The sequence below is a fragment of the Lysobacter soli genome (assembly GCF_009755585.1).
Classification (GTDB): Bacteria; Pseudomonadota; Gammaproteobacteria; order Xanthomonadales; family Xanthomonadaceae; genus Lysobacter_J; species Lysobacter_J soli.
On record NZ_CP046603.1, the window covers coordinates 3,771,757 to 3,792,602 of the forward strand.

22 protein-coding genes are annotated in these 20,846 nt (G+C 68.0%); 10 read left to right on the plus strand and 12 right to left on the minus strand.

The annotated features are described in order from the left end of the window. Nucleotides 1–82: 82 nt before the first annotated feature. A complete protein-coding gene (locus tag GOY17_RS17185) occupies nt 83–457 on the plus strand; it encodes a YciI family protein (protein ID WP_115841961.1) in 375 nt (124 codons plus the stop codon). Between the two features lie 6 nt (nt 458–463). Here the strand turns inward: GOY17_RS17185 and GOY17_RS17190 are convergent, their stop codons facing one another. The 4 genes from GOY17_RS17190 to GOY17_RS17205 form a co-directional block, all read right to left on the minus strand. Next, nucleotides 464–1,348 carry a bifunctional helix-turn-helix transcriptional regulator/GNAT family N-acetyltransferase gene (locus tag GOY17_RS17190; protein WP_157031282.1) on the minus strand — a complete coding sequence of 295 codons (885 nt, stop codon included), beginning with the start codon at nt 1,346–1,348 and terminating at the stop codon, nt 464–466. 40 nt (nt 1,349–1,388) lie between these two features. After that, nucleotides 1,389–1,613 carry a hypothetical protein gene (locus GOY17_RS17195; protein ID WP_157031283.1) on the minus strand — a complete coding sequence of 75 codons (225 nt, stop codon included), beginning with the start codon at nt 1,611–1,613 and terminating at the stop codon, nt 1,389–1,391. A gap of 157 nt (nt 1,614–1,770) precedes the next feature. Further along, nucleotides 1,771–4,533, minus strand: a complete 2,763-nt coding sequence (locus GOY17_RS17200; RefSeq protein ID WP_157031284.1) for a S8 family serine peptidase — start codon at nt 4,531–4,533, stop codon at nt 1,771–1,773. Nucleotides 4,534–4,857: 324 nt separating this feature from the next. After that, nucleotides 4,858–6,186 carry a metal-dependent hydrolase family protein gene (locus GOY17_RS17205; protein WP_157031285.1) on the minus strand — a complete coding sequence of 443 codons (1,329 nt, stop codon included), beginning with the start codon at nt 6,184–6,186 and terminating at the stop codon, nt 4,858–4,860. Between the two features lie 333 nt (nt 6,187–6,519). Between GOY17_RS17205 and GOY17_RS17210 the strand changes: the two genes are divergently transcribed. From GOY17_RS17210 to GOY17_RS17225, 4 genes are all read left to right on the plus strand, one after another. Then, complete coding sequence (locus GOY17_RS17210) at nt 6,520–6,858, plus strand: RcnB family protein (protein WP_115841965.1); 339 nt, start codon at nt 6,520–6,522, stop codon at nt 6,856–6,858. 165 nt (nt 6,859–7,023) lie between these two features. Beyond that, nucleotides 7,024–7,233 (plus strand): hypothetical protein, encoded by a 210-nt coding sequence (locus GOY17_RS17215; protein WP_115841966.1) that lies wholly within the window; start codon nt 7,024–7,026, stop codon nt 7,231–7,233. 9 nt (nt 7,234–7,242) lie between these two features. Further along, on the plus strand, nt 7,243–7,419 hold the full coding sequence (locus GOY17_RS17220; protein ID WP_157031286.1) for a hypothetical protein: 177 nt from the start codon (nt 7,243–7,245) through the stop codon (nt 7,417–7,419). A gap of 136 nt (nt 7,420–7,555) precedes the next feature. Continuing rightward, a complete protein-coding gene (locus GOY17_RS17225; protein WP_157031287.1) occupies nt 7,556–8,158 on the plus strand; it encodes a hypothetical protein in 603 nt (200 codons plus the stop codon). A gap of 132 nt (nt 8,159–8,290) precedes the next feature. On the opposite strand, the gene GOY17_RS17230 is transcribed toward GOY17_RS17225, so the two are convergent. Further along, nucleotides 8,291–9,277 (minus strand): NAD-dependent epimerase/dehydratase family protein, encoded by a 987-nt coding sequence (locus tag GOY17_RS17230; protein ID WP_115841968.1) that lies wholly within the window; start codon nt 9,275–9,277, stop codon nt 8,291–8,293. A 167-nt stretch (nt 9,278–9,444) separates the two neighbouring features. Here GOY17_RS17230 and GOY17_RS17235 point away from each other — a divergent pair, with 167 nt between their 5' ends. Further along, entirely contained in the window at nt 9,445–9,927 is a 483-nt protein-coding gene (locus GOY17_RS17235) for a Cif family virulence factor (protein WP_157031288.1), read from the plus strand. Nucleotides 9,928–10,186: 259 nt separating this feature from the next. Here GOY17_RS17235 and GOY17_RS17240 read toward each other — a convergent pair whose 3' ends face one another. After that, complete coding sequence (locus tag GOY17_RS17240) at nt 10,187–10,591, minus strand: SRPBCC family protein (RefSeq protein ID WP_157031289.1); 405 nt, start codon at nt 10,589–10,591, stop codon at nt 10,187–10,189. 290 nt (nt 10,592–10,881) lie between these two features. Between GOY17_RS17240 and GOY17_RS17245 the strand changes: the two genes are divergently transcribed. Continuing rightward, nucleotides 10,882–11,412: a DUF6630 family protein gene (locus GOY17_RS17245; RefSeq protein WP_157031290.1), complete on the plus strand. Its 531-nt coding sequence runs from the start codon at nt 10,882–10,884 to the stop codon at nt 11,410–11,412. A gap of 3 nt (nt 11,413–11,415) precedes the next feature. Here GOY17_RS17245 and GOY17_RS17250 read toward each other — a convergent pair whose 3' ends face one another. Then, nucleotides 11,416–12,567, minus strand: a complete 1,152-nt coding sequence (locus GOY17_RS17250; protein WP_198173730.1) for a PAS domain-containing sensor histidine kinase — start codon at nt 12,565–12,567, stop codon at nt 11,416–11,418. A gap of 29 nt (nt 12,568–12,596) precedes the next feature. Between GOY17_RS17250 and GOY17_RS17255 the strand changes: the two genes are divergently transcribed. Beyond that, a complete protein-coding gene (locus tag GOY17_RS17255; protein WP_232338473.1) occupies nt 12,597–13,940 on the plus strand; it encodes a serine hydrolase domain-containing protein in 1,344 nt (447 codons plus the stop codon). A 207-nt stretch (nt 13,941–14,147) separates the two neighbouring features. Here GOY17_RS17255 and GOY17_RS17260 read toward each other — a convergent pair whose 3' ends face one another. Together GOY17_RS17260 and GOY17_RS17265 are read right to left on the minus strand one after the other, a co-directional pair. Beyond that, entirely contained in the window at nt 14,148–15,362 is a 1,215-nt protein-coding gene (locus GOY17_RS17260; RefSeq protein WP_157031292.1) for an MFS transporter, read from the minus strand. Nucleotides 15,363–15,642: 280 nt separating this feature from the next. Beyond that, nucleotides 15,643–16,266: an HAD-IA family hydrolase gene (locus GOY17_RS17265; protein WP_157031293.1), complete on the minus strand. Its 624-nt coding sequence runs from the start codon at nt 16,264–16,266 to the stop codon at nt 15,643–15,645. Nucleotides 16,267–16,329: 63 nt separating this feature from the next. Here GOY17_RS17265 and GOY17_RS17270 point away from each other — a divergent pair, with 63 nt between their 5' ends. After that, nucleotides 16,330–16,740: a DUF2784 domain-containing protein gene (locus tag GOY17_RS17270; RefSeq protein ID WP_157031294.1), complete on the plus strand. Its 411-nt coding sequence runs from the start codon at nt 16,330–16,332 to the stop codon at nt 16,738–16,740. A 58-nt stretch (nt 16,741–16,798) separates the two neighbouring features. On the opposite strand, the gene GOY17_RS17275 is transcribed toward GOY17_RS17270, so the two are convergent. Together GOY17_RS17275 and GOY17_RS17280 are read right to left on the minus strand one after the other, a co-directional pair. Continuing rightward, a complete protein-coding gene (locus tag GOY17_RS17275; protein ID WP_157031295.1) occupies nt 16,799–17,545 on the minus strand; it encodes an SDR family NAD(P)-dependent oxidoreductase in 747 nt (248 codons plus the stop codon). A 217-nt stretch (nt 17,546–17,762) separates the two neighbouring features. After that, the gene (locus GOY17_RS17280; RefSeq protein WP_157031296.1) at nt 17,763–19,166 is read right to left on the minus strand and encodes a vanadium-dependent haloperoxidase; all 1,404 of its coding nucleotides are present in this window, start codon (nt 19,164–19,166) and stop codon (nt 17,763–17,765) included. A gap of 273 nt (nt 19,167–19,439) precedes the next feature. On the opposite strand from GOY17_RS17280, the gene GOY17_RS17285 reads away from it, so the two are divergent. Further along, nucleotides 19,440–20,294 (plus strand): hypothetical protein, encoded by an 855-nt coding sequence (locus GOY17_RS17285; protein ID WP_157031297.1) that lies wholly within the window; start codon nt 19,440–19,442, stop codon nt 20,292–20,294. Between the two features lie 81 nt (nt 20,295–20,375). Here the strand turns inward: GOY17_RS17285 and GOY17_RS17290 are convergent, their stop codons facing one another. Continuing rightward, the gene (locus tag GOY17_RS17290; protein WP_157031298.1) at nt 20,376–20,618 is read right to left on the minus strand and encodes an XAC0095 family protein; all 243 of its coding nucleotides are present in this window, start codon (nt 20,616–20,618) and stop codon (nt 20,376–20,378) included. Nucleotides 20,619–20,846 lie beyond the last annotated feature (228 nt).

Sequence of the window (20,846 nt, forward strand, 5' to 3'; positions counted from 1 at the left end):
GCCGTCGTGTGTCTTCCGGTACATCGCGCCGTCGCACGCATGGGCCACAATGCGTGTCCCCAGTACGCATCCGCGGAGTGCCATGAAATTCCTGCTGATGATCTATACCGACCAGGCCTTGCTCGACGCGTTGCCGGAAGGCGAGTACGACCGCCTGATGAAGGACTGCATCGAAAAGGCCGACGCCCTGCGCGAGCGCGGCGTGCTGCTGGATTCGCAACAGCTCGAAGTCCCCAGCACCGCGCGTTCGATCCGCGCCCGCAACGGCAGCACGCACGTGTTCGACGGTCCGTTCGCCGAAGCGAAGGAAGTCTTCGCCGGCTTCAACCTGATCGAGGCGCCGGATATCGAAGCTGCGGTGGACATCGCGCATTCGTTTCCGTGGTCGCGCTTCGGTTCGATCGAAGTGCGTCCGGTGCGCGACTTCAACGCGGTGCGCGAGCGCGTGGGCGCGTAACGCGCGTCAGGCCAGGCGCTTCTCGAACCAGTAATCCGCGTAGGGATTGTCGTTGTAGCGCGGGATCTCGACGTAGCCGTTGCGCGCGTACAGCGCGCGTGCCTCCAGCAGCGTGCGGTTGGTGTCCAGGCGCAGCGTGTGCAGCGACATCGCGTGCGCCCGCGCTTCCAGTGCGTCGAGCATGCGCTGGGCGATGCCGAGGCCGCGTGCGGTCGGCGTGACCCACATGCGCTTGATCTCGCCGACGCCGTCACCGAGCACCTTCAGCGCGCCGCAGCCGAGCGCGTCCTCGTCCAGGCGCGCGAGCAGCAGCACGCCGGACGGCGGTACGAGTTCCTGCGGATCGGCGCTCGGGCCGCGCGTGGCGTCGAAGCCCGTGTCGAAGCGTTCGTCGAGTTCGCGCAGGTATGCGTCGATGCACGCGCGCGCATCGGCGCTGGCGGGATCCGCCGGTTCGATGACCACGGCGGCGGCGCGCATCAGGCGTTCGACGTCGGCCATCGCCCTGGTCAGGCGCTCACGCTGCGCCTCGCCGAGTGGCGACAGCATCGAGGTCGCGAAGTCCTGCGACAGCCGGTCCAGCGCCTCGAATTCCCGCCGTCCCTTTGCCGTCAGCAGCACGCGGCGGACGCGCGCGTCATCCGGCGCCGGCTGCGATTTCACCAGCCCCTGCGATTCAAGGCCGCGCAGCAGGCGGCTCAGGTAGCCCGAATCCAGCGACAGCCGCGCGCGCAGGTCGCGCACGTCGGCGCCGCCGCGGCCGATCTCGAACAGGAGCCGCGACTCGGCCAGCGGACGGCCGCGCCCGAGGAAGTCGTCCGACAGCGCCCCGATCCGGCGCGTCACCGAGCGGTTGAAGCTGCGGACCTGTTCGATCTGACGTTCGTCCATTGCCTGACTTTAGTCAGGCAATTACTCCGGCGCAAGCGTTTCAGGCTTGCCTGGAGGCCGGTTGCACCCGGCGACGCGACAGGTACGGCAACGCGAACATGTACAGCCCGCTGACCAGCAGCAACGCCAGCGGCACCAGCGTCGCGAAGCCGACCCACAGCGCGATGTCGCCCCGCCCCATCACGGCGAAGTTGGCGATGACGAACAGCGTGAAGGCAATCGACAGCCAGCGATGGGCCTGGCGGATCCACTTGTTCCAGTTCATTCGAGCGCTCCGTGGCGGATGGCCCGCACGATGCGGGCCGGCGGAAGGCATCCTCGCGCGGCGCCCGCGGCGCCGCTTCTCGAAAACTGATCACTTGCGCGGATCCTACCAACCCGCGCATACGGCGGCGCCGCGCGTGGCACGACAAGGGCCCAGATCAGAACTCGCGCTGCCACTCCAGCATGGCGGTGCTCCACTGCGACCCCGCCGTGCTGCGCGTGCCGAAGTTCAGGCGCAACTGCGCCCCGCCCGCCTGCCGCTCCAACCCCAGTTCGAACAGGCCCATGTCCTCCCCCCAGCCGGTGCCGTCCAGCGGCGCCCATGCGTCCAGACCCGTGAAACGCGCCCGCATGCCGTCCGACTGCGACAGCAACGATTGCCATTCGATCCGCCCCTGCAGCATCCACCCGGCGCTGGCGAACGGCATCTGGTGGTTCATGCGCGCTCCGAAAATGCCCATCGCAGCAGTGGCATCCGACGCAGGCGCGGCCAGCCCGAAGCCCGCAGCGCCTTCTTCACGGAACGCGTCGCGCTGCAGCCGGATCGCCTGCAGCCCCATGTAGGGAACAACGGACGTGGCCGACCACCGCACCCGCGCGCCTGCCTGCAGGCCGAGCGTGGCATGCCGCTCGCGAAGATCCGAGTCCACCCGATACCGATCCGCGCCGAGGTCGATCTCGCGACGGAGCGCACGCCGCCCCTGGCCAACGCCGACGCTACCGAGCAGGTAGCGACCTTCACCAAGCTCCCAGTTCGAATACCACTGGCCTTCGAAGAGACGGGCGTGTTCGCGGTCGCTGCGCGCGCCGTGCCAGCGATTGCCGTCCGATGCCGTCATCGACAGCCCCATCGTTGCGCCATTCGCGCGCGTGACATCGGCGCCCATGGTCCAGCCGCTGGCCCGCACGTCCACGCCGCCATCAGCGCGTTGCTGTTCGAACGACCTCGACCAGAGGTGCGATACATCGCCGGCACCGACGGCATCCATGCGCGCCTCAAGCGAATGCCGCGCGTCGTCCATCGTCATGCGGACGAACCCGGCGTCCATTGCGTGGAACTCGCCCGACAACGAGGCCAGCGAACGCTCCAGTCCCGCGGCCGAATCGCTCGCCTGCAGGGCCGCGGCTGCCGAGAGGAAGGCCGGATCGGCCGATGCCGGCGTCGCGTCGAGCTGGCCGAACGCTTCCTCCACGCGCTGCGCACCCTGCACCGCCGCGGCCGACAGTCCGAGGCGCGACGCGGTAGCCGTGACGCTGTTTCGCGTGAGTTCGAGCCAGACGCCCTGCGGCTCGTAATGCGGCGTGGCACTAAGCAGGTACGAAGGCGCGGTCCAGTCGACGGAGTCGAAGGTGCCCTCCACCTGCGACGCGTTCAGGACATCGGCGCGCGCATTGAAAACATAGCCGTTGACCGTGCCGGCTATGCGGAGACGGCCGTCCAGGCGGGCCGTTCCGGCGATGTCCAGCGGCTTGCCGCCCAGGTACATCGACAGCATGCCGGTGTCCGATTGCAGGTAATCGCCGCCGACGTGCACGGCGATGCCACTGCTCGGCAGCTGGACTTTGGAGGCGTTGGACAGTTCGCCAAGTACGCGCACGTCGCCTGCACGGACGCTTGGCCATCCCGCACCGCTGGGCGTCCCGAACGTCACGCCGCCGGTACCCGTTTCGGCGCGCACGTCGGCCTTGAGCAGCGCCCCGTCGGCGAGGGTCACCCAGCCGGCGTCGCGGACGATGACGTCGCTCGCCTGCTCGCCGAGGATGCCCACCGTCATTCCGGAGGTGCCGTGCACGACGGTGGGACCGGTGTACGTGTTGTTGCCTGAGAGGAACATCAGCAGCGAACGGTTCGAGTACAGGGTGAGGCCGCCCTGGCCGCTCATGTCGTTGGCCCAGTTGCCACCGAAGCCACTGTTGACGATGCCGCTGAAATCGAACTGCATCTGGCCCCAGTCCAGACGCCCCGGCCCGTTAAGCGCCTTTTCCAGATCGATCCGGCCGTGTCCGAACACGTCGTCCACGCCGGCAGCGCCCAGGTCCGTGGCCGTGCCGAGGAGGATCTGCCGCGTCTGTTCGGCACTGAGGTAAGTGAATCGATCGCGCACTACGGCCGCCGCGCCGCTCACCTGCGCGGCCGCGAAATCGGTGCCGTGCGCGTTGACCAGTCCCGTGGAATTCGGATCGACCGTCTTCACGTCGCCCGTCGCCATCAGGCAGATGTCCTTCGCGACGCCGCACGCGTTCGACGTGGACGAGAGGCGGTCGGGCATTTCGCTCGAGACTGCGCCCACGACGAGCCAGTTGTCGCGCAAGCCCTGGGGATCCGCGCCCGTGAGCGGCAACTTCGCGAGCTGCGAGGGTTCAAAGTCCGTCGCGTCGCCAGCGGCGACCACGATCAGGGCGTCGCGCGAGGCCAGGCGCGAAAAGCCGTCGTAAAGCTCGTTTCGTCCCGCCTCACTGTCCCAGCGCAGCCTATCGGTCGAAACGTTGACCACGTTCGCCCCGCCATCGGCCAGCCATTGCGCACCCGCGGTGAAGGTGCCGTCGGCTTTGACGTTCTGTACCGACGCTGCGTCGTCCTGGAGATAGCGGAACGATGCCAAGGTCGCCCGCTGCGCGACGCCGCCTGGGTGCCCATCGACGTTGTAGCCCAGGATGATGCGGGCAACTTGCGTTCCGTGTCCGAGTTTGTCGGGCACGGATGTGTCCATGGTGGACGGATCGGCAACGCGGTGCGCCCCGAAGGGGGTGCCCAGGCGCGACAAACGCTGGCTGTCGACACCCGAATCGATGATGCCGACCCGCGACCGCTCCCCATAGGACGGATGGCCGCCGAACGTGTCGTCGAGCTGCAGGTGCGCGTCGATGGCCGGATCGAGCACCGGCGGTGCACGATCGAGCGGCGTACGCGGCGGAGTCACCGGCGGCGTGACGGGTGGGGTGACCGGCGGCGGCTCTGCCGTGGTCGGCGGCGGAGTGGGCGGCGTCGGGGTAGTGGGTGGCGGCGCGCTGCCGCCTGCGGGCGGCGTTTCGTTTCGGACATTGCCGCCGCCTCCGCCTCCCCCGCACGACGCTACAGCCATCGCGCACATCACAGCTGCCACCGCACGCGTCAACGGCGCGCGGATACCGATCCGACGGTCCATGCCTTTCCCCTCTTCCCTGCCAGCGCGCGGCCGGCTCCCCGCCCAAGAGGGTAGGCAATCCCACGGGGCCGCTCAAGCGGGTGGCCGCGGGGCGCGCCTTCAGCGATCGCCTTGAGGCCCGCGCACCAGCGCACCCTGCTTCATCACCAGCAGCGGCTTCTGCGTGGCGCGGATGTTCTCCAGCACGTTGCCGGGCACGGCGACGATGTCGGCGAACTTGCCCGCCTCCAGCGTGCCGGTTTCATTCTCGATGCCCAGCAGCTTCGCCGAGCCCTGGCTGCTGGTGAGTAGCGCCGCCGACGGCGTCATGCCGAGGTCGACCATGTCGCCGAATTCCTGCGCGTTGAGGCCGTGCGGATACACGGCGGCGTCGGTGCCCAGCGCGATCGGCACGCCCACGCGCAGCGCCTCCTTGAACATCTTCTGGTGCGCCGCGCCGGCCGCGCGCGCCTTGGCGCCGATCTGCGGCGGATACGTGTCGGCCTTGTCGAGCACCCACACCTGCGTCATGCGCGTGGGCACCAGGTACGTGCCCTTGCTCTTCATCAGCTGCAGCGTGGGCGTGGTGAGGAAGCTTCCGTGCTCGATCGAATCCACGCCGGCTTCCACCGCGAGTTTCGCGGCCAGATCGCCGTGGCTGTGCGCGGCGACCTTGCGGCCCCAGGTGTGGGCTTCGGTCACGATCGCGCGCAGCTCGTCGGGCGTGAGCTGCGGGACGTCGACCGGATCGGCTTCCGACAGCACGCCGCCGGAGGCGCAGATCTTGATGAGGTCGGCGCCGTACTTCATCTGCTCGCGCGTGGCGAGGCGGCACTGCTCGGCGCCGTTGCACACGCCGTCGCGCGGGCCCAGCGGCACGACGCGCTCCGGCGGGAACGGCGCGGCATCGCAATGCCCGCCGGTCGAACCGAGGGCGTGGCCTGCGACCAGCATGCGCGGGCCCTCGGCCAGGCCGTCGCGGATCGCGTTGCGCAGCGCGATGTCGACGAAATCCGGCGCGCCGACCTCGCGCACCGTGGTGAAGCCGGCTTCGAGCGTCAGCTTCGCGTTGCGCGCCGCGTGGAACGACTGCTCGGTCGGAAAGCGCAGCATGTTCTCGTAGAAGCCCTGCGCCCAGTTGTCGTCGTGGTTGGACGCGATGTGCGTGTGCGCGTCGATGAAGCCCGGCAGCAGCGTGGCCTCGCCCAGGTCGATAACCTTCGCGCCCGCCGGCACGGCGGCATCGCCGACGGCGGCGATGCGATCGCCCTGCACCACCACCAGGCCCGGCGACACCAGTCGGCCGCTGCGGCCGTCGAACAGGTGCGCGGCCCGCAGCACGACGGGCGCCGAGGCCCGCGCGGTTGGCGCCTGCGCGGGCGTCGCGGCGGTGGCCAGCGACAAGGCGACGGACAGGCCCGCCAGGGCCACGACGGCACGACGCTTCATTCCCTTCCCCTCAGGCGTTCACGTTCGGGCGAGTGTAGGAGGCGGCGCGGCGCGCCGTCTCGCCTCCTGCGACGGGCGGCGGCCACACTGGGCACACTCCTCGTCAGGGAGATTGCCGGGGTGGCGCGCGACCGGTTCGCGCGCCACCCCGGCTTTTTTTCGTTCCAAAGGGGTGCTGTAAGCGCTTACCTAAAGCCGAGGTGAAGGATTCCGGTCACAAAGCGCGAACTGCGTCGCGATTCGGCGCGAACCCGATTGCCAGGCGGTGCGCCCCAGTCAGGATCGACACAAACCAGATCCATCACCGCAACTCGCATGCACACAGGGGATTTCATGAAGCGCCTGCTTTCGACTCTCGCGATCGGCTTCCTGCTGCTTTCGCCGGTCGCCGCCTCGGCCCATGACAAGCATCACGACCGTGATCGTCACGACCACTACGACGATCATGACGACCACCACGACCGTGGTCGCGGCCACAAGAAGGGCCACAACAAGCACGATTACCGCCGCGGCGTGGTCTATGTCGAACGTCGCGTCTACGTCGACGATTACCGCCACTACGACCTGCGCGAGCCGCCCCGCGGCCACCGCTGGGTACGCAGCGACGACGGCCGTTACGTCCTGATCGCCGTGGCCACCGGCATCATCGCCGACGTGCTGCTGCATCACTGATCACCGCCGGCGTTCAGCTGCATCGACCGAAAAGGCCCCGGAATTCCGGGGCCTTTTCGCATTCAGGCTGAACGCGCGTGCGGTAACGCCTGCGTTACATCGCGATTCCAAACCGCTAACAGCGCGCTCTCTAGGTTGGTGTTCCCTCGACGAAGCGGAGACACCATGGGCACCAACAAGCACGCGCGGGATCGGGTCAAGAGTGACCACACCACGCCGCCGTCCGGTGGCAATCGCGACACCGATCGCGACCACGCCATGCGCGCCGGCCACGACGGTCCGACACAGCGCAAGCACGCGGTGCACAAGGAGCCGTCGACCCGCGACGAAGGCCGCGACGACCATCGTTCCGGCAGCGACAAGCGCCACCACTAGGAGGACGCGATGCGACCGGACAAGCAGAAGGGCCAGGCGCAGCAGAAATCAGGCGCCAAGGATCAGAAGAAGGACCTGGAGGACCGCAAGCAGCCGAAGGCGGCGTCCCGGAGCGAGGAACCCTCGGACGAGAACGCGCTGGCCAAGGTGCGTTACCGCGAGCAGGACGGACCCACGATCCACTGAGGTCCCGCGATGCGAAGGCCGCGCAACATACGCGGCCTTCACTTTTCCGTGCACACACTGAACCGCGCCGCCCGGACTGGGCGGCGCGTTGCCGTCGCGCGCCGCGCGATGCGCACCCACTCGCACGGAGGACGCAGTGAAGACTTCCCCGCTCCCGCTCCGCCCCGTTTTCCTCGCCATCGTCCTGGCCCTGGCCACCACGACCGCGTACGCCGCCAAGCCCTCGCCACCCGATCCCAACCGCAGCGAGTCCGCGGCCGTCGTCGTGACGGTCGAAGGCAAGGTCGTCGACATCAACACCCCCAACCGGCTGATCACTGTGGAAGGGCCGGACGGCAACAAGGTGGAAGTGCACGCCGACGAGACCGTCCGCAACTTCGACCAGATCCACAAGGGCGACACCGTGTCGCTGGATTACATGCGCGCGGTGACCGTCGACATCCAGCCCGCCGGCAGCGCCGAGCCCGGCGCGTACATCGCGAAGGACGAGCAGGTCGGCAAGCTCGGCGAGAAGCCGAAGGTGGGCGCGGCCGAAGTCGTCACCGTACTGGCGCCGATCCGCGCGATCGACACGAAGAACAACACCATCACCGTCGAAGGCCCGCGCGGCAACGTCGTGACGCTGGACGTGCGCAAGCCCGAATACCAGGCGCGCCTGCCGAAGCTCAAGGTCGGCGACATGCTGCGCGTGGCGTTCACGGAAGCCGCGGCGGTGCAGGTGCGGCCGAAGGGGCAGTAGTCGTTCGAGATCCCCGCAATGCCGTCATCCCCGCGAAGGCGGGGATCCATCCATCGGACGCCTCAGCCCTTTCGGAGGACATGACGCGTCGGAGCGATGGATTCCCGCCTGCGCGGGAATGACGGCGTTGGTTCAAGACACCACCGGATACGGTCCGTCCTCGAACACCACGTCGTGGTAGCCCTTGCTGCCGACCGCCTCGGCCAGCGGGCTCCGGAAATCCTCTCCACTGCGCAGCGCGTCGAGCACACGTGCGAAGTCGTACTTCGGCTGCCAGCCCAGTTGCTCGCGCGCACGCGCGTTGTCGTACACGCGGTCGATCTGCGGGAACATCCGCCAGCCACGCGAGGCGTACAGCGCCGGCGCTTCGGGGAAATGCCGCGCCAGCACGGTCGCCGGATCGCGACGGAGTTCCGGCAGGTCCTCGCGCGTAAACGGTGTCGTCGACGAAATGATGTAGCGGCCGAAGCCGATCGCTTTCGCGCGTTCGACCGCCAGAAGATGCGCGTCCACCGCGTCGGCGATGTCGACGCGACGGTAGAGCAGCTCGTTCGCCTGCGCGTTGGCGGTGGAAAACCCGTTGCGCACGTCGATGCTGTCGTCGGGCTCGGGGAAGAAGCGCGAGGTGCGCAGCACCAGCACCGGCAGGCGGCGCTTGCGGTGGAACAGCTCGCACAGCTGCTCGGCCGACAGTTTGGTCACGCCGTAGATGTTCTTGGGGATGGGCGCGACGTCCTCGTTGATCCACGCCGCCGGCTCGCCCATCGCCGGCGTCAGCGCGGCGCCGAAGGTGCTGGTCGTGCTGGTGAAGACGAACGACTCGACGTTCGCGGCCAGCGCTTCCTCGAGCAGAACGAGCGTGCCGCTGATGTTGGTGTCGATGAAGTCCTGGTGCGGATGCGTCGCCACGTGCGGCTTGTGCAGCGTCGCGGCGTGGACCACCGCGCGCACGCCCTTCATGCGTCGGCGCACGAAGTCGCGATCGGTGATGGAACCGACGTGGTCGGTGAATGCCGAAGGCTTGATGTCGATGCCGACCGCGTCGCGACCGGTGGCGCGCAGCTGCCGCATCAGTCCTTCGCCCAGATGGCCGGCGCTGCCGGTCACGAGCAGGGTCATGGGTGGGGCTCCGATGACGTGTGGGGCACTCGATTATGCGGGGAATTTGTGGCCGCACCGCGGCAGGCCCGCGACGGAATGGCCCCATGGAATGCCTCGATAGTGGCTCTCGAACGGGGCCGCTTGCGGGCCTACCGTCCGTCTGCCCCCACGTCGAGGACACGACGATGACGATCCGCCCGCTCCTGCTCCGCTGCCTTCCGGCCGTTGCCTGCCTGCTGTTCCTGTCCGCTGCCGCGCCTGCATTCGCTGGCGATGGCGGCGGCGAACACCGCGCCCGCGGCTGCGCGCGCCAGTTCGAACTGGCCCAGCGCATGGACATGGAATCCTTCCGCGACTACGACGCCGAGACCTTCCGCGCCGTCCACGACGAACGTGCGATCACCATCTTCGCCAGCGGCGCCAGGCGCGTCGGCATCGACGCGATCATGACCGCGCTGGCCAGCCACTTCGCCAACCGCGAGGCGCAGTGGACCTGGACCGAGGTCTATCGCGTGGTCGACGGCTGCAACGCCGCGTTCATCCTGTACGAGACGGTGTACGAGATCCCCCGCATCGGCTTCCGCCAGCACGCCTACACCGGCGTGACCTACAGCCACAACGGCCACCGCTGGCTAGCGATCGCGGACCAGGGGACGCCGTTGCCGTAAGGCGGCCTTTGAGCCCCTCTCCCACCGGGAGAGGGGTTGGGGGTGAGGGGCAACGAAGCGGCAACGGTCACCTACCTCGGGCGCACAGCGCTGCTGGTTCTGCGCTTTGCTCCCACTTGGATCACCGCAGCAACGTCCATGGATTCCCGCCTTCGCGGGAATGACGAGCCACGACAAAGACACTGGATTCCCGCGTTCGCGGGAATGACGAGCACGAGCAAAGCCGATGGATTCCCGCATTCGCGCCGCGCACCGATGCTCAACCCCCGCCCGCCCCCTCCAACGTCCGCTTCATCACCGACAACCCCTCCGCGATCATCCCGTCCACTGTCGAAGCCGCCTCATCCGGCAGCAGGTCGGCGATCCAGCGGATCCGCGTTCGCGCGCCGTCGAGGTCGAACGCCTGCACCGACGCGTTGTAATGCTCGAAAGTCCCTCCGACCGCGGCCCACGCAACGCGATGACGCGTCTGGTCGATATCGAGGATCGGCTCGCGCACCACGGTGCCGTTGCCGAACGTCACCACGCGCACGCGGCCTTCCATGCGGCAGTCGACAACGAAGCCGGGCACCAGACGGGTGTGGATCTTGCCGACGTCGCGCAGTGCGTCCCACGCATCGCGCAGCGGAATGTCCACGTCGATGTCGCGCTGGATCGAAGCCACGGGCGCACTCCGCGCGGGCGATGCGGGCAGCGTGATCCCGCCTCCGCGTCATCGCCACGGCCGCATCCAACCTCCCGACGGAAGGCGCGATTCGGATTCCTCCTATGGAGCGCTCATCGCCGCGCAGCGACGCTGGCGTCGGCCGCTGCGAGTCGGCCGGACGCCCACCTCCCCCCGGGCGTCCACTCCTTTCAGGGCTGCCGGTGTTCTTCGGCAGCCTTCTTTTTTGCCTGCACGCGCCACCGCCGCGTCGCGCCGTATCCTGTGCGCCCCGCCCGCAGTAGCGCGCCATGCATTCCGAATACGACCCCGACGACAACTTCGCCCGTTCGTTCCACGACGACGCCGACCTCGACGAGGACGCCGCACAGGAAGCGGTCGCCTGGCAGTTCCTGCTGCTGGTCAATCCGGACGACGAGGACGCGGCGATGGAACAGTTCGCCCGCTGCCGCGAAGCGCTCGCCGACGGCGAGGATCCCGTGCAGGCGCTGCGCGATGCCATCGACTGGCGCGCCGGCTTCCATGTCGAGGAATCCGATCCCGCCGGGCTGATCGAAGTGCTCGATGAGCTCGCCGCGCGGTTCGGCCTGCGCATCGACTGGGGCGACGACGTGGACGATGACGACTTCCTCGCGGAGGCCGAAGTGCCGGCGCTGGTCAACGTCGCCTTCGACCGCCTGCGCGAGCACCACTACACGCTGTGGACGTACGAAACCGGCGAGCACGCGCAAGCCGGATTCATCACGCGCCAGCGCGACGACGAAGCGCTGCGCATGGTGGCCGGCGCACTCGGTTTCCACGTGCGCACCGGCGCGCTGTAACGATCAGCGCAGCGGGAAGCGCACCACGAACTGGCTGCCCTTCCCCGGCCCTTCGCTGCGCGCCTGCACGGTGCCGCCGTGCAGCTCGATGATCTTCTTCACGAGCGCAAGGCCGAGCCCCAGCCCGAGCTTCGAGCTGTCCAGCCGCGGCAACGTGAACATCTCGAACAGGCGCTCCAGCCGGTTCGGCGCGATGCCGATGCCTTCGTCGGTCACGCGCACGATCGCCTCCGGGCCCTCCAGCGTGCCGGTGACCCAGATCTGCCCCGGCGCCGGCGTGTAGCGCAGTGCGTTGGCGATCAGGTTCACGAACACCTGCTGCATGCGCATCGGGTCGACTTCCACGACGATCTCGTGCTCCGGCAGCAGCACCTCGACGTGCCGGCCTTCCTGCTCCATCTGGCGCTTGGCGATGGACACCGAGTGGTCGAGCATCTCGCGCAGGTTGCAGGTCGCCTTGTCGAGCTTGAAGCCGTCCGCACCGACCTTGCTGTGCTGCATCAGGTCCTCGATCAGGCGTGCTGCAAGCGTCACGTTGCGTTCGATCAGGTCCAGCGGCTCGCCGGTCGCCGGCAGCTGGTCGCCGATCTTCCGCTTCAGCATGCCCGCGGCGAGGCTGATGCCCGACAGCGGATTGCGCAGTTCATGTGCGAGCAGCGCGATGGCCGCGCTCTTCTTGTCGCTCGACTCGGTGGCCGCGCGGCAACGCTTGCGGCTGCTTTCCAGCTGCATCTTCACTTCGGTCAGGTCGCGGAACAGCTTGAGGAAGGCGCAGCACGCCTTCTCTTCGATGAATGGCCCGAGATACACCATCGTGCCCGACGCCCAGAAACGCGAGCCGTCGAGCCGGGCCATCCAGCGATCGTCCGATGCCGTGCCGCGCGATCGCGCTTCCAGCATTTCGTGCTCGGGGATGCCAGCGGCGATGTCGCGCGGGATGAAGATCGAGGAGATGTCGCGGCCGACCAGTCCGCCGGGCTCGGCACCGAGGATGACTTCGGCGCCTGAATTGGTCCACGTGATGCGCCCATGTGCGCCGACCAGCAGCGCGGCGTGTTCGGGCGATCGCACGGCGAACGCCCAGAGCATGTCCTTGATGACGGTATCGTCGACTCCGTTTCCCTCTGGCGACGTGGAGCGCGTTCCGTCGTTCATCGCAGGCCCCCGCATCGTTCGTCACGAGTGTGCGCCCGCATAACGAGCTTGTCCGTGAAGGGCCTCATGCGGCTTTCGCGACGGCAGGCAAGCGTTTCATCGCTGCAACATGCGGCCCCTGCCGCTACGCTTGGGACTGCCCTCCTGCGAGCGACCCCATGCGAATGATCCGCTGCCTAGCCCTGTCGATGTTCCTCGCCGCATGCTCGACTCCGGCAAGCACAACAACACCGATCGCGAGCGTGCGCGTGGCGTTCGATCGCAACGGCACGACGGATACCCAGCTGCACGGATTCGCCGACTTCGAGGCGAAGCGCAAGATCACCGCCGACGATCCGGTGCGCATCGCGTCGATTTCCAAACTCGTCACCACCATCGGCGCGATGCGCCTGGTCGAGGAAGGCAAGCTCGACCTCGATGCCGACCTGTCGCCGCTGCTCGGCTGGCGGCTGCGCCACCCGGCGTTTCCCGATACGCCGATCACGCTGCGACTGCTGCTTTCGCACCGCGCTGGTCTAACCGATGCGGCCGGTTACTGGAAGGTTCCCATCGACGGCGCGCTCCGCGACATCACCGACGATCCCCGCGCCTGGAACGCCACACGTGCGCCCGGCACCTTCTTCCGCTATGCGAACGTCAACTTCCCGCTCGTCGCTTCCGCGATGGAGAAGGCCACCGGTGAACGCTTCGACATTCTGATGCAGCGGCTCGTTCTGGCGCCGCTGAAGATCGACGCCTGCTTCAACTGGGAAAGCTGCAGCCGCGAGACCGCGGCGCGCGCGGTCGTTCAGTACGATCCCACGGGCAAGCCGGTGTACGACAACCTGCGCGGACGCAAGCCCCGTTGCGCCGTGATCCGCGCGACGGACGGCGGCTGCGATCTGTCGCAATGGACGCCGGGCCGCAACGGCGCGATGTTCTCGCCGCAAGGCGGCCTGCGCATTTCCGCCAATGGGCTGGCGCGCATCGGCCGCATGCTGCTGCGCGAAGGCGAACTCGACGGCGTTCGCGTGTTGTCGCCCGCGTCGGTGCGGACGATGTTCGAACCGCAGTGGACGTACACGGCCGACAACGGCCTCACCGTGGAAGAGGATTCCAGCGGCCAGTCGCGAAAAGGTTTCTTCTGCCGCTACGGTCTTGCCGTGCAGACGCTGGCGACGAAACGCGAAGGTTGTCGCGACGATCCCTTCGGCGATGGCATCGAGCGCAGCGGCCACGCCGGCGCGGCGTACGGCCTGCTGTCGGGCGTGTGGATCGACCGTGCGTCGGGCACGGGCGTCGTGTACTTCGCCACCGGCATGGAAGACGCGCCGCCCGGTACGCATTCGGCGTTCACTGCGGTGGAAGAAACGCTCGCGCGCGGCGCACGCTGACCGCGCTCGCTCGTTTTGCCGTCATTCCGACGAAGGCGTGGAATCCACTCGGTTTTTGCCGTCATTCCCGCGAAGGCGGGAATCCATCTGTCCGACGTCGCTCCGGCCTCCGGAAATGGTGAGGCTCGCAAGCATGGATCCCCGCCTTCGCGGGGATGACAGCTGAGAACGGCTGTAGTGCTACCGGTGCCCGCGTAACGCGACGCTTCAGGCCGCGTCTTCCAGCGCCGCCCCCTCGCTACGCCGCAGATCCGCTCGCGCCCACGCATAGATCAGCAAACCGCACACCGCGGTGGCCGCGCCGACCACTCCGGTGGACGTCCAGCCGTAGCCGGCGGTGATGGCCATGCCGCCGAGCCACGGGCCGAGCGCGTTGGCGAAGTTGAACGCCGAGTGGTTCGACGCGGCGGCCAGCGTCTGCGCCTCGCGCGCGACGTCCATCAGGTGCGCCTGCAACACCGTCGCCAGCGCGCCCATCGTGCCGACCGCGAGCACCGCCGGCAGCACGGTCCACGGCGACTTCGCCGCGAACGGGAAGACCAGCAGCACCACGATCGACCACACCAGCAGCATCGGCACGGCGCGGAACTGGTAACGGTCGAACATCCATCCGCCGCCGAGCGTGCCGAGGATGCCGCCGATGCCGAACGCGACCAGGCCGAACGGAACGAAGCTCTCGCGCACGCCGGTGACGTGCACCAGCGTCGGCGTCAGATAGCTGAAGACGCAGAACATGCCGGCAAAGCCGATCGCGCCGATGCCCAGCGCCAGCCACACCGGCTTACGGTTGAAGTCGCGCAGCTCGCGCAGCGCATCCGGGCGTGGCGCATTCATGCCGCGCGGCAGCACGTGCATCGTCATGAACACCGTCGCCATCGCGAGCAGCGTCACCAGGCCGAACGCCCATCGCCAGCCGAACGTCTGCCCCATCCACGTCGCGAGCGGATTGCCGACCAGCAGCGAGATCGCCAGGCCCAGCATCACGCGACCGACCGCGGCACCGCGCTGTTCCGGCGGCGTGATGCGCGCGGCGACCAGCGCGGCGATGCCGAAGTAAGCGCCGTGCGGCAGGCCTGCGATGAAGCGCGCGCCCATCAGCGTGAAATAGCCCGGCGCGAGCGCGCTGGCGAGGTTGCCCAGCGCGTAGAACCCCATCAGGCACAGCAGCAGGCTGCGGCGCGAAAGCCGGTTGCCGAGGATCGCCAGCGTCGGCGCGCCCACCACCACGCCCAGCGCGTAGGCGCTGATGACATGGCCGACCTGCGGCTCGTTGACGCCGAAACTGCGCGCGATCTCGCTGATCAGCCCCATCACGACGAACTCGCTGGTGCCGATGGCGAAACCGCCCATCGCGAGGGCGAACAGGATCAGGGCGACCTGGCGCGGGCTCAGCACCGGCGCGGTGGGGGATTCGGGGGACATGGGGCCATTATGTTGCATTGCAGCAGGTGGCGCGACCTTGAGGATGTGAACGGGCTCGGGCGCAGGGCGTTCTAGCGCGGTAGGTAGCTCACCGGGCTGCTAAAGCTGTCATTCCCGCGAAGGCGGGAATCCATCTGACCGTCCATCATTCCGGCTTCCGGAGGGGGTGACGCGCGCAAGCATGGATTCCCGCCTTCGCGGGAATGACAGCGAAAGAGCGGCGTGACGGCAGCCGCGAGCGGTTTCTTCCGAGCGCGCTTCCGTTTGGGCTACATGCGCGCTACAGCGCCAGCCGCCCCAGCTCCGGCACCGTCTCGAAGAACTCCTCCGCGCCCATCGCCCGCAGCGTGTCCGCGTGCGAATAGCCCCAACCCACGGCGCCGAACGCCACGCCCACGCGTCGCGCCGCTTCGCCGTCGCTGACCTGGTCGCCGACGTAGATCGCCTGCGACGCATCGGCCTTCGCCTGCTTCAGCATCCGCGCGATGCGCCGGTGCTTGCCGAGCACGTGCGCGCCGCCGTCGATCAGTTCGATGGCCTCCATCAGCTCCGCATCGAGCACGCGCCGCACGTTCTCGACCGAGTTCGACGTGAGGATCGCCAGCCGCGCACCGCGTTCGCGCAGCTGGCGCAGCACGTCGGCGACGCCCGGAAACAGCGGGACCGGCGGCGCGCCGCGCATCATGCGGATGAAATCCGCCGCGACGATGGGCACCTTCCACGTCGGGAACTTCAGCTCCTGCAGCAACTCGCGCGTGCCGAGGCGACGCAGGTCCTCGACGCGCGCCTCGTCGATCGCGGTGAAGCCGTGACGCTGCGCGAGCGCGTGCTGGGCCTTCACGAAGAACGGGAATGAATCGGCCAACGTGCCGTCGAAGTCGAAGATGACCAGGGGATAGCGCATTCGCCGCATTGTGCACGAGGCGGCGTGAGCGGCATGGGCACCGGTTGGCTACAGTGCGCGTGAATGAATCCGACGCTCGCCGCCGCCCTCGCCGACGCCATCCTCGCGCTGCACGTGGGCATCGTCGCGTTCGTGATCTTCGGCGCGATCGCGATCTTCATCGGCCGCACGCGCTGGCGCTGGGTGCGCGGGTTCGGCTGGCGCATCGCGCACGTGCTGCTGATGGTGTTCATCGCGCTGCAGGCGTGGCTCGGCGCGCTGTGCCCGCTCACGGTGTGGGAGCAGGCGCTGCGCCGACGCGCGGGGCAGGCGAGCTACGGCGAATCCTTCATCGAACACTGGCTGTCGCGGCTGATCTTCTTCGACGCGCCGTGGTGGACGTTTGTCGCCGCATACAGCGCGTTTGCCGCGCTGGTGATCGCGGCGTGGTTCTTCGTGCCGCCGCGTCGTCGCCGAGACCAAACGCTGCGGTGACACCGCTTCACAGCCAGAAGCAACGCAGGGGCGCGGCGCACCCCTGCGTCGTGAATCCTCAGCGAAGGCCGCCCGCGACCTTCAGCAGTTCGCCGGTCATGTAGCGCGAGGCGTCCGTCGCGAGGAACACCGCGATGTCGGCGATGTCGTCCGGTTGGCCGATGCGGCCCAGCGGCGTCTGCGCGACGATGGCGTGCTGGAAATCCGAGCCGATCACGCCGATCTCGCGCGAGCCTTCGGTCTCGATCATGCCGGGATTGATGGAGTTGACGCGGATGCCGCGCGGACCGAGCTCGCGCGAAAGCACGCCGGTGATGGCGTCCACTGCGCCCTTGGTGGCGGTGTAGACGGCGGTTTCCGGCATCGTCAGGCGCGAGACGATGGAACCGATGTTGATGACGCTGGCGCCTTCGCCCAGGTGCTTCGACGCGGCCTTCGTGGTCAGCAGCAGGCCGAGCACGTTGATGTCGAAGTGGCGGTGGAAGTGCTCCGGCGTGATCGCCTCCAGCGGCGCGAATTCGTACACGCCGGAGTTGTTGACCAGCACGTCGAGGCGGCCGAATTCCTTCACGGCAGCGTCGATCAGCGCCTGCGCGTCGTCGGCCTTCGAGACGTCGGCCTTCACCGCGATCGCCCTGCCGCCGGCCTTCGTGATGCGTTCGACCACGGCATCGGCGCCGCTCTTGCTCGACGCGTAATTGACGACGACCGCCGCGCCTTCGGCGGCCAGCGCCGTCGCGATGCCGGCGCCGATACCCTTCGATGCGCCGGTCACGACGGCCACTTTTCCTGCGAGCTTGCTCATTTGAGTTCCTGATGGGAGAGAGAACGCGAAGGCGCGTTGTGCCCTTCGTCCCCCAATCAGCTGGGTACTCGCATGCCCCGGCCAAAGACGGGATTCCGGGGAATCAGAATCCCGCCGTCGGGATGTTCCGAACTCCCATCTCCTCCAGATGACAGAGCCCCTCTCCCGCTTGCGGGAGAGGGGTTGGGGTGAGGGCAAGGCAAGCCGAGCGCGCCAACTACTTCACCTGCAGCTGATGCCCGAACACCCAATCCGCCACCTTGTTGCCCGCCCTGAGCCCGGCCAGGCAGCCTTCGGTGAAGTGGATGCCCGAGTACACGCGCGCCATCGCCTGCTCCTGCTCGGCGGTGGACAGCGATGGATAGCTGCGCGTGATCGCCTTCACCGGCAGGTCCACCAGTGGCGCCGGCAGCGGCGCGATGGGCGCATTCACCGTGCGCGTGAACGTCAGCGCATCGCTCTTGAAGAAACGCCGCATGGTCTGCGCCGCAGCGCCGGTGAGCGTCGTCGACGCGCACGGGTAGTCCGGGTACGGCGGCGTCTGCAGGAACGGCCGCCACGTCGCGTCGCTCTTCGTGAAGGGGTTGCCGTCATCTGGCCAGCGGATCGCGGTGACGGGACGCCAGAAGTTGTACTGGTACTTGTCGGCGATGTTGGTGATCGCGGCGTCTGCCAGCGACATGTTCACCAGCGCGAACAGACGCGCGTTCTGCCAGCGGTCGAGCCCGCGGTTGATCGCGATGATGCGCACGTTGCCGTTCCAGTCCAGGCCACCGCCGGCCCAGAAGCGCGCGATGTCGCTGGGCGGCGAATTCGGCAGCGCGCCACGAACACGCGCATCCCCGATGGACTTCACCAGGTTGTACTCGGACGCGTACTTCGCACTGGTGACCTTGAAGATCTTTCCCGGCGCCGAATGGAACTGCGTCGCGCTGGTCACCGCGAACGGCGTGACGAACGCCCAGCCCATGAAGGCTGGCGTGGTGACGGCCGGGAACTCCGGCGCGGGTGTCGGCTGGTGCACGCCCACCGATGGCGGCAGCGAATACGCCGGCAGGTTCGGCGTGCCCGAGCCGTCGGTTGGCGTGAGCCCGCCCGAACCGTTGTCGGCGTAGCGCAACGCGAGCAGCGTGTCCGCCGCCGATTCGCCCGCGGCGATGCCGGCCGCTTCCGATGCATCCGGCGCGCCGGGGCCGATGGCCGCGTCGTAGGCCGCGTTGATCGCGAGGATGGCGTTCGCGCGAGCGGTGCCTTCGGCGGGCGTCGGCGGAGGCGGCAGCGCATCGAGCATCGCCAGCAACGCAGTGCGATTGGCCGCCGCGACGGCCGCATCCGGCGACGCGTTGCCCGGCGCGCTCGCCACCGGCCGATACGTGTTGTAGCGCGACTGGATCGAATTGAGCGCGTCGTGCACCGAAAGCGACGCGATGGCCAGCGCGCGCGACTGCTGTTGCGGCCCGCCGAACCGCGGCGCGACGGTCGGCCCGCTGGCAAGCGCGTTCCAGTCGGTCACCGAATCGGCGTAGGCGGGCAGCACGGAACACAGCGCGAGTGCGGCCGCCAGCGGCGTGCACGCGCGCGCACGGAGCGAACGCGCGGAAAGCGTGTGTGGGGAGTTCATGGCGATGTCCTGTGGGGGATGGAGGACGCGCCCGACGGCAAGCGCCAGCAGGCGCATGGATTCCAACGCAGGTCATGCGCACACCGGCCGCCCTTGCGTCGCGTAGTGCGCGCCGGGCGACGGGCGGGCGGTTGGTGGCATGGATGTTGGCGGGATGGCTACACATCCACGCACCTGCGACACTCAGAACATCGCCTGGGGAGGCGAATCAGCAGGAGCATTCGTGGAGATGCGACGCGCGATGGGGGATTGGCGTTGTGTGGCGCGCTTGCGGTGACGGCGTGGTTCGCCCTTCGGCACCCGCCGCACGACGCGGCGCCGCTTGCCTCACGTCCTGCCGGGCACGCTTCGGTCGTCGGCAATCGTGCCTTCCACGCGAACACCGAGACGACGCATTACGCCATCGCGAGCCACGCCAACGCTGAACAGACGACGCAGATCGCCGAAGCGGTCGAAGCGCTGCATCGCGCATTCCTCGGCATCTTCCCCGGCGTGCCGTCACAACGCGCCGACGGACGCAAGCTGCAACTGGTGCTCTATCGCGATCGGGCGCAGTTCAAGGCTAACAACCACAGCAAGCCTTGGGCCGAGGCGTACTATCTGCCCCCCACGTGCTTCGCGTATTACGCAGCCAACGAACGCAATCCGTACCACTGGATGCTGCATGAAGCGACACATCAACTGCACCACGAAGTTGCGGATTTCGCCCGCGCGCGGTGGTTGAACGAAGGCCTAGCGTCCTACCTTGGCGCAAGCCGTATCGTCGGCGGCACGTTGGTGCCGGGGTCGGCGGACCGGAATGCGTATCCGATCTGGTGGCTGCCGAGCCTGTACCTCAGCGGCGACCTTCGGGAGGACTTCGCTCAGCGCCGACTCGTGCCGTTGCGCGATCTCGTCGAGGGCACCGGTCCGCCCATCGGCCAGCACGTCAACCTTTACTACATTGAGTTCTGGAGCCTGACCCACTTCCTCCTTCACTACGACAACGGCCGCTACGCCAAGGGGTATCGAAGCTTGCTCGACGGCAGCGGCTCGCTAGCGGAGTTCGAGGAGGCGATCGGCCCCGTGGAGCGGGTTCAAGCGGAGTGGTACGCACATCTACGGGCGCAGGTTGCGGCCGCGCGGTAAGCGCCAGCGGCAGGTCAGGCTGCAAGACTGGCGTTCCAGCATCCTGGAACGCCATTAGGTTGCGGCAGTTTCAACGCCGTCTTACGGCGGCGCCTCAAGCACGCAGCACAGCACCTCGTCCAGGTACGCGGCCTGACGGTCGAACAGCTCGGCGAGCACGCCGGGCGCGATGCGGAACTCGGCGTCATCGCCATCCCCGCCGGATCCGGCGAGCTGCGCCAGCAACACCAACTGGTCGCGCGCCAGTTTCAGCTTGTGGTGCGCGAAGTCGGGCAAGAGCACGCCGACGAACGAGGCGTGCGAACAGCAAACTTCCTTTTGCATCTGAGGGTCTCCAGCAAACCAGCCGGCTTTCGCCGCGGGATGCGGCGCAAGGTGTCGGGAGGTTCAAAAACCGAAGCTAGCCGGCCGGGCTTATTCCCTCTTTCGAGGTGTTGTATTTCGCCGCCCTCCCGACGCGGAGCTACTTGCGTCGGACTGCCCAGACGTCGGGCATAAAAAACCCACCGAATGACGGAGGTGGGTCCCGCTAGCTTTCGGAGTTTTGAAGCT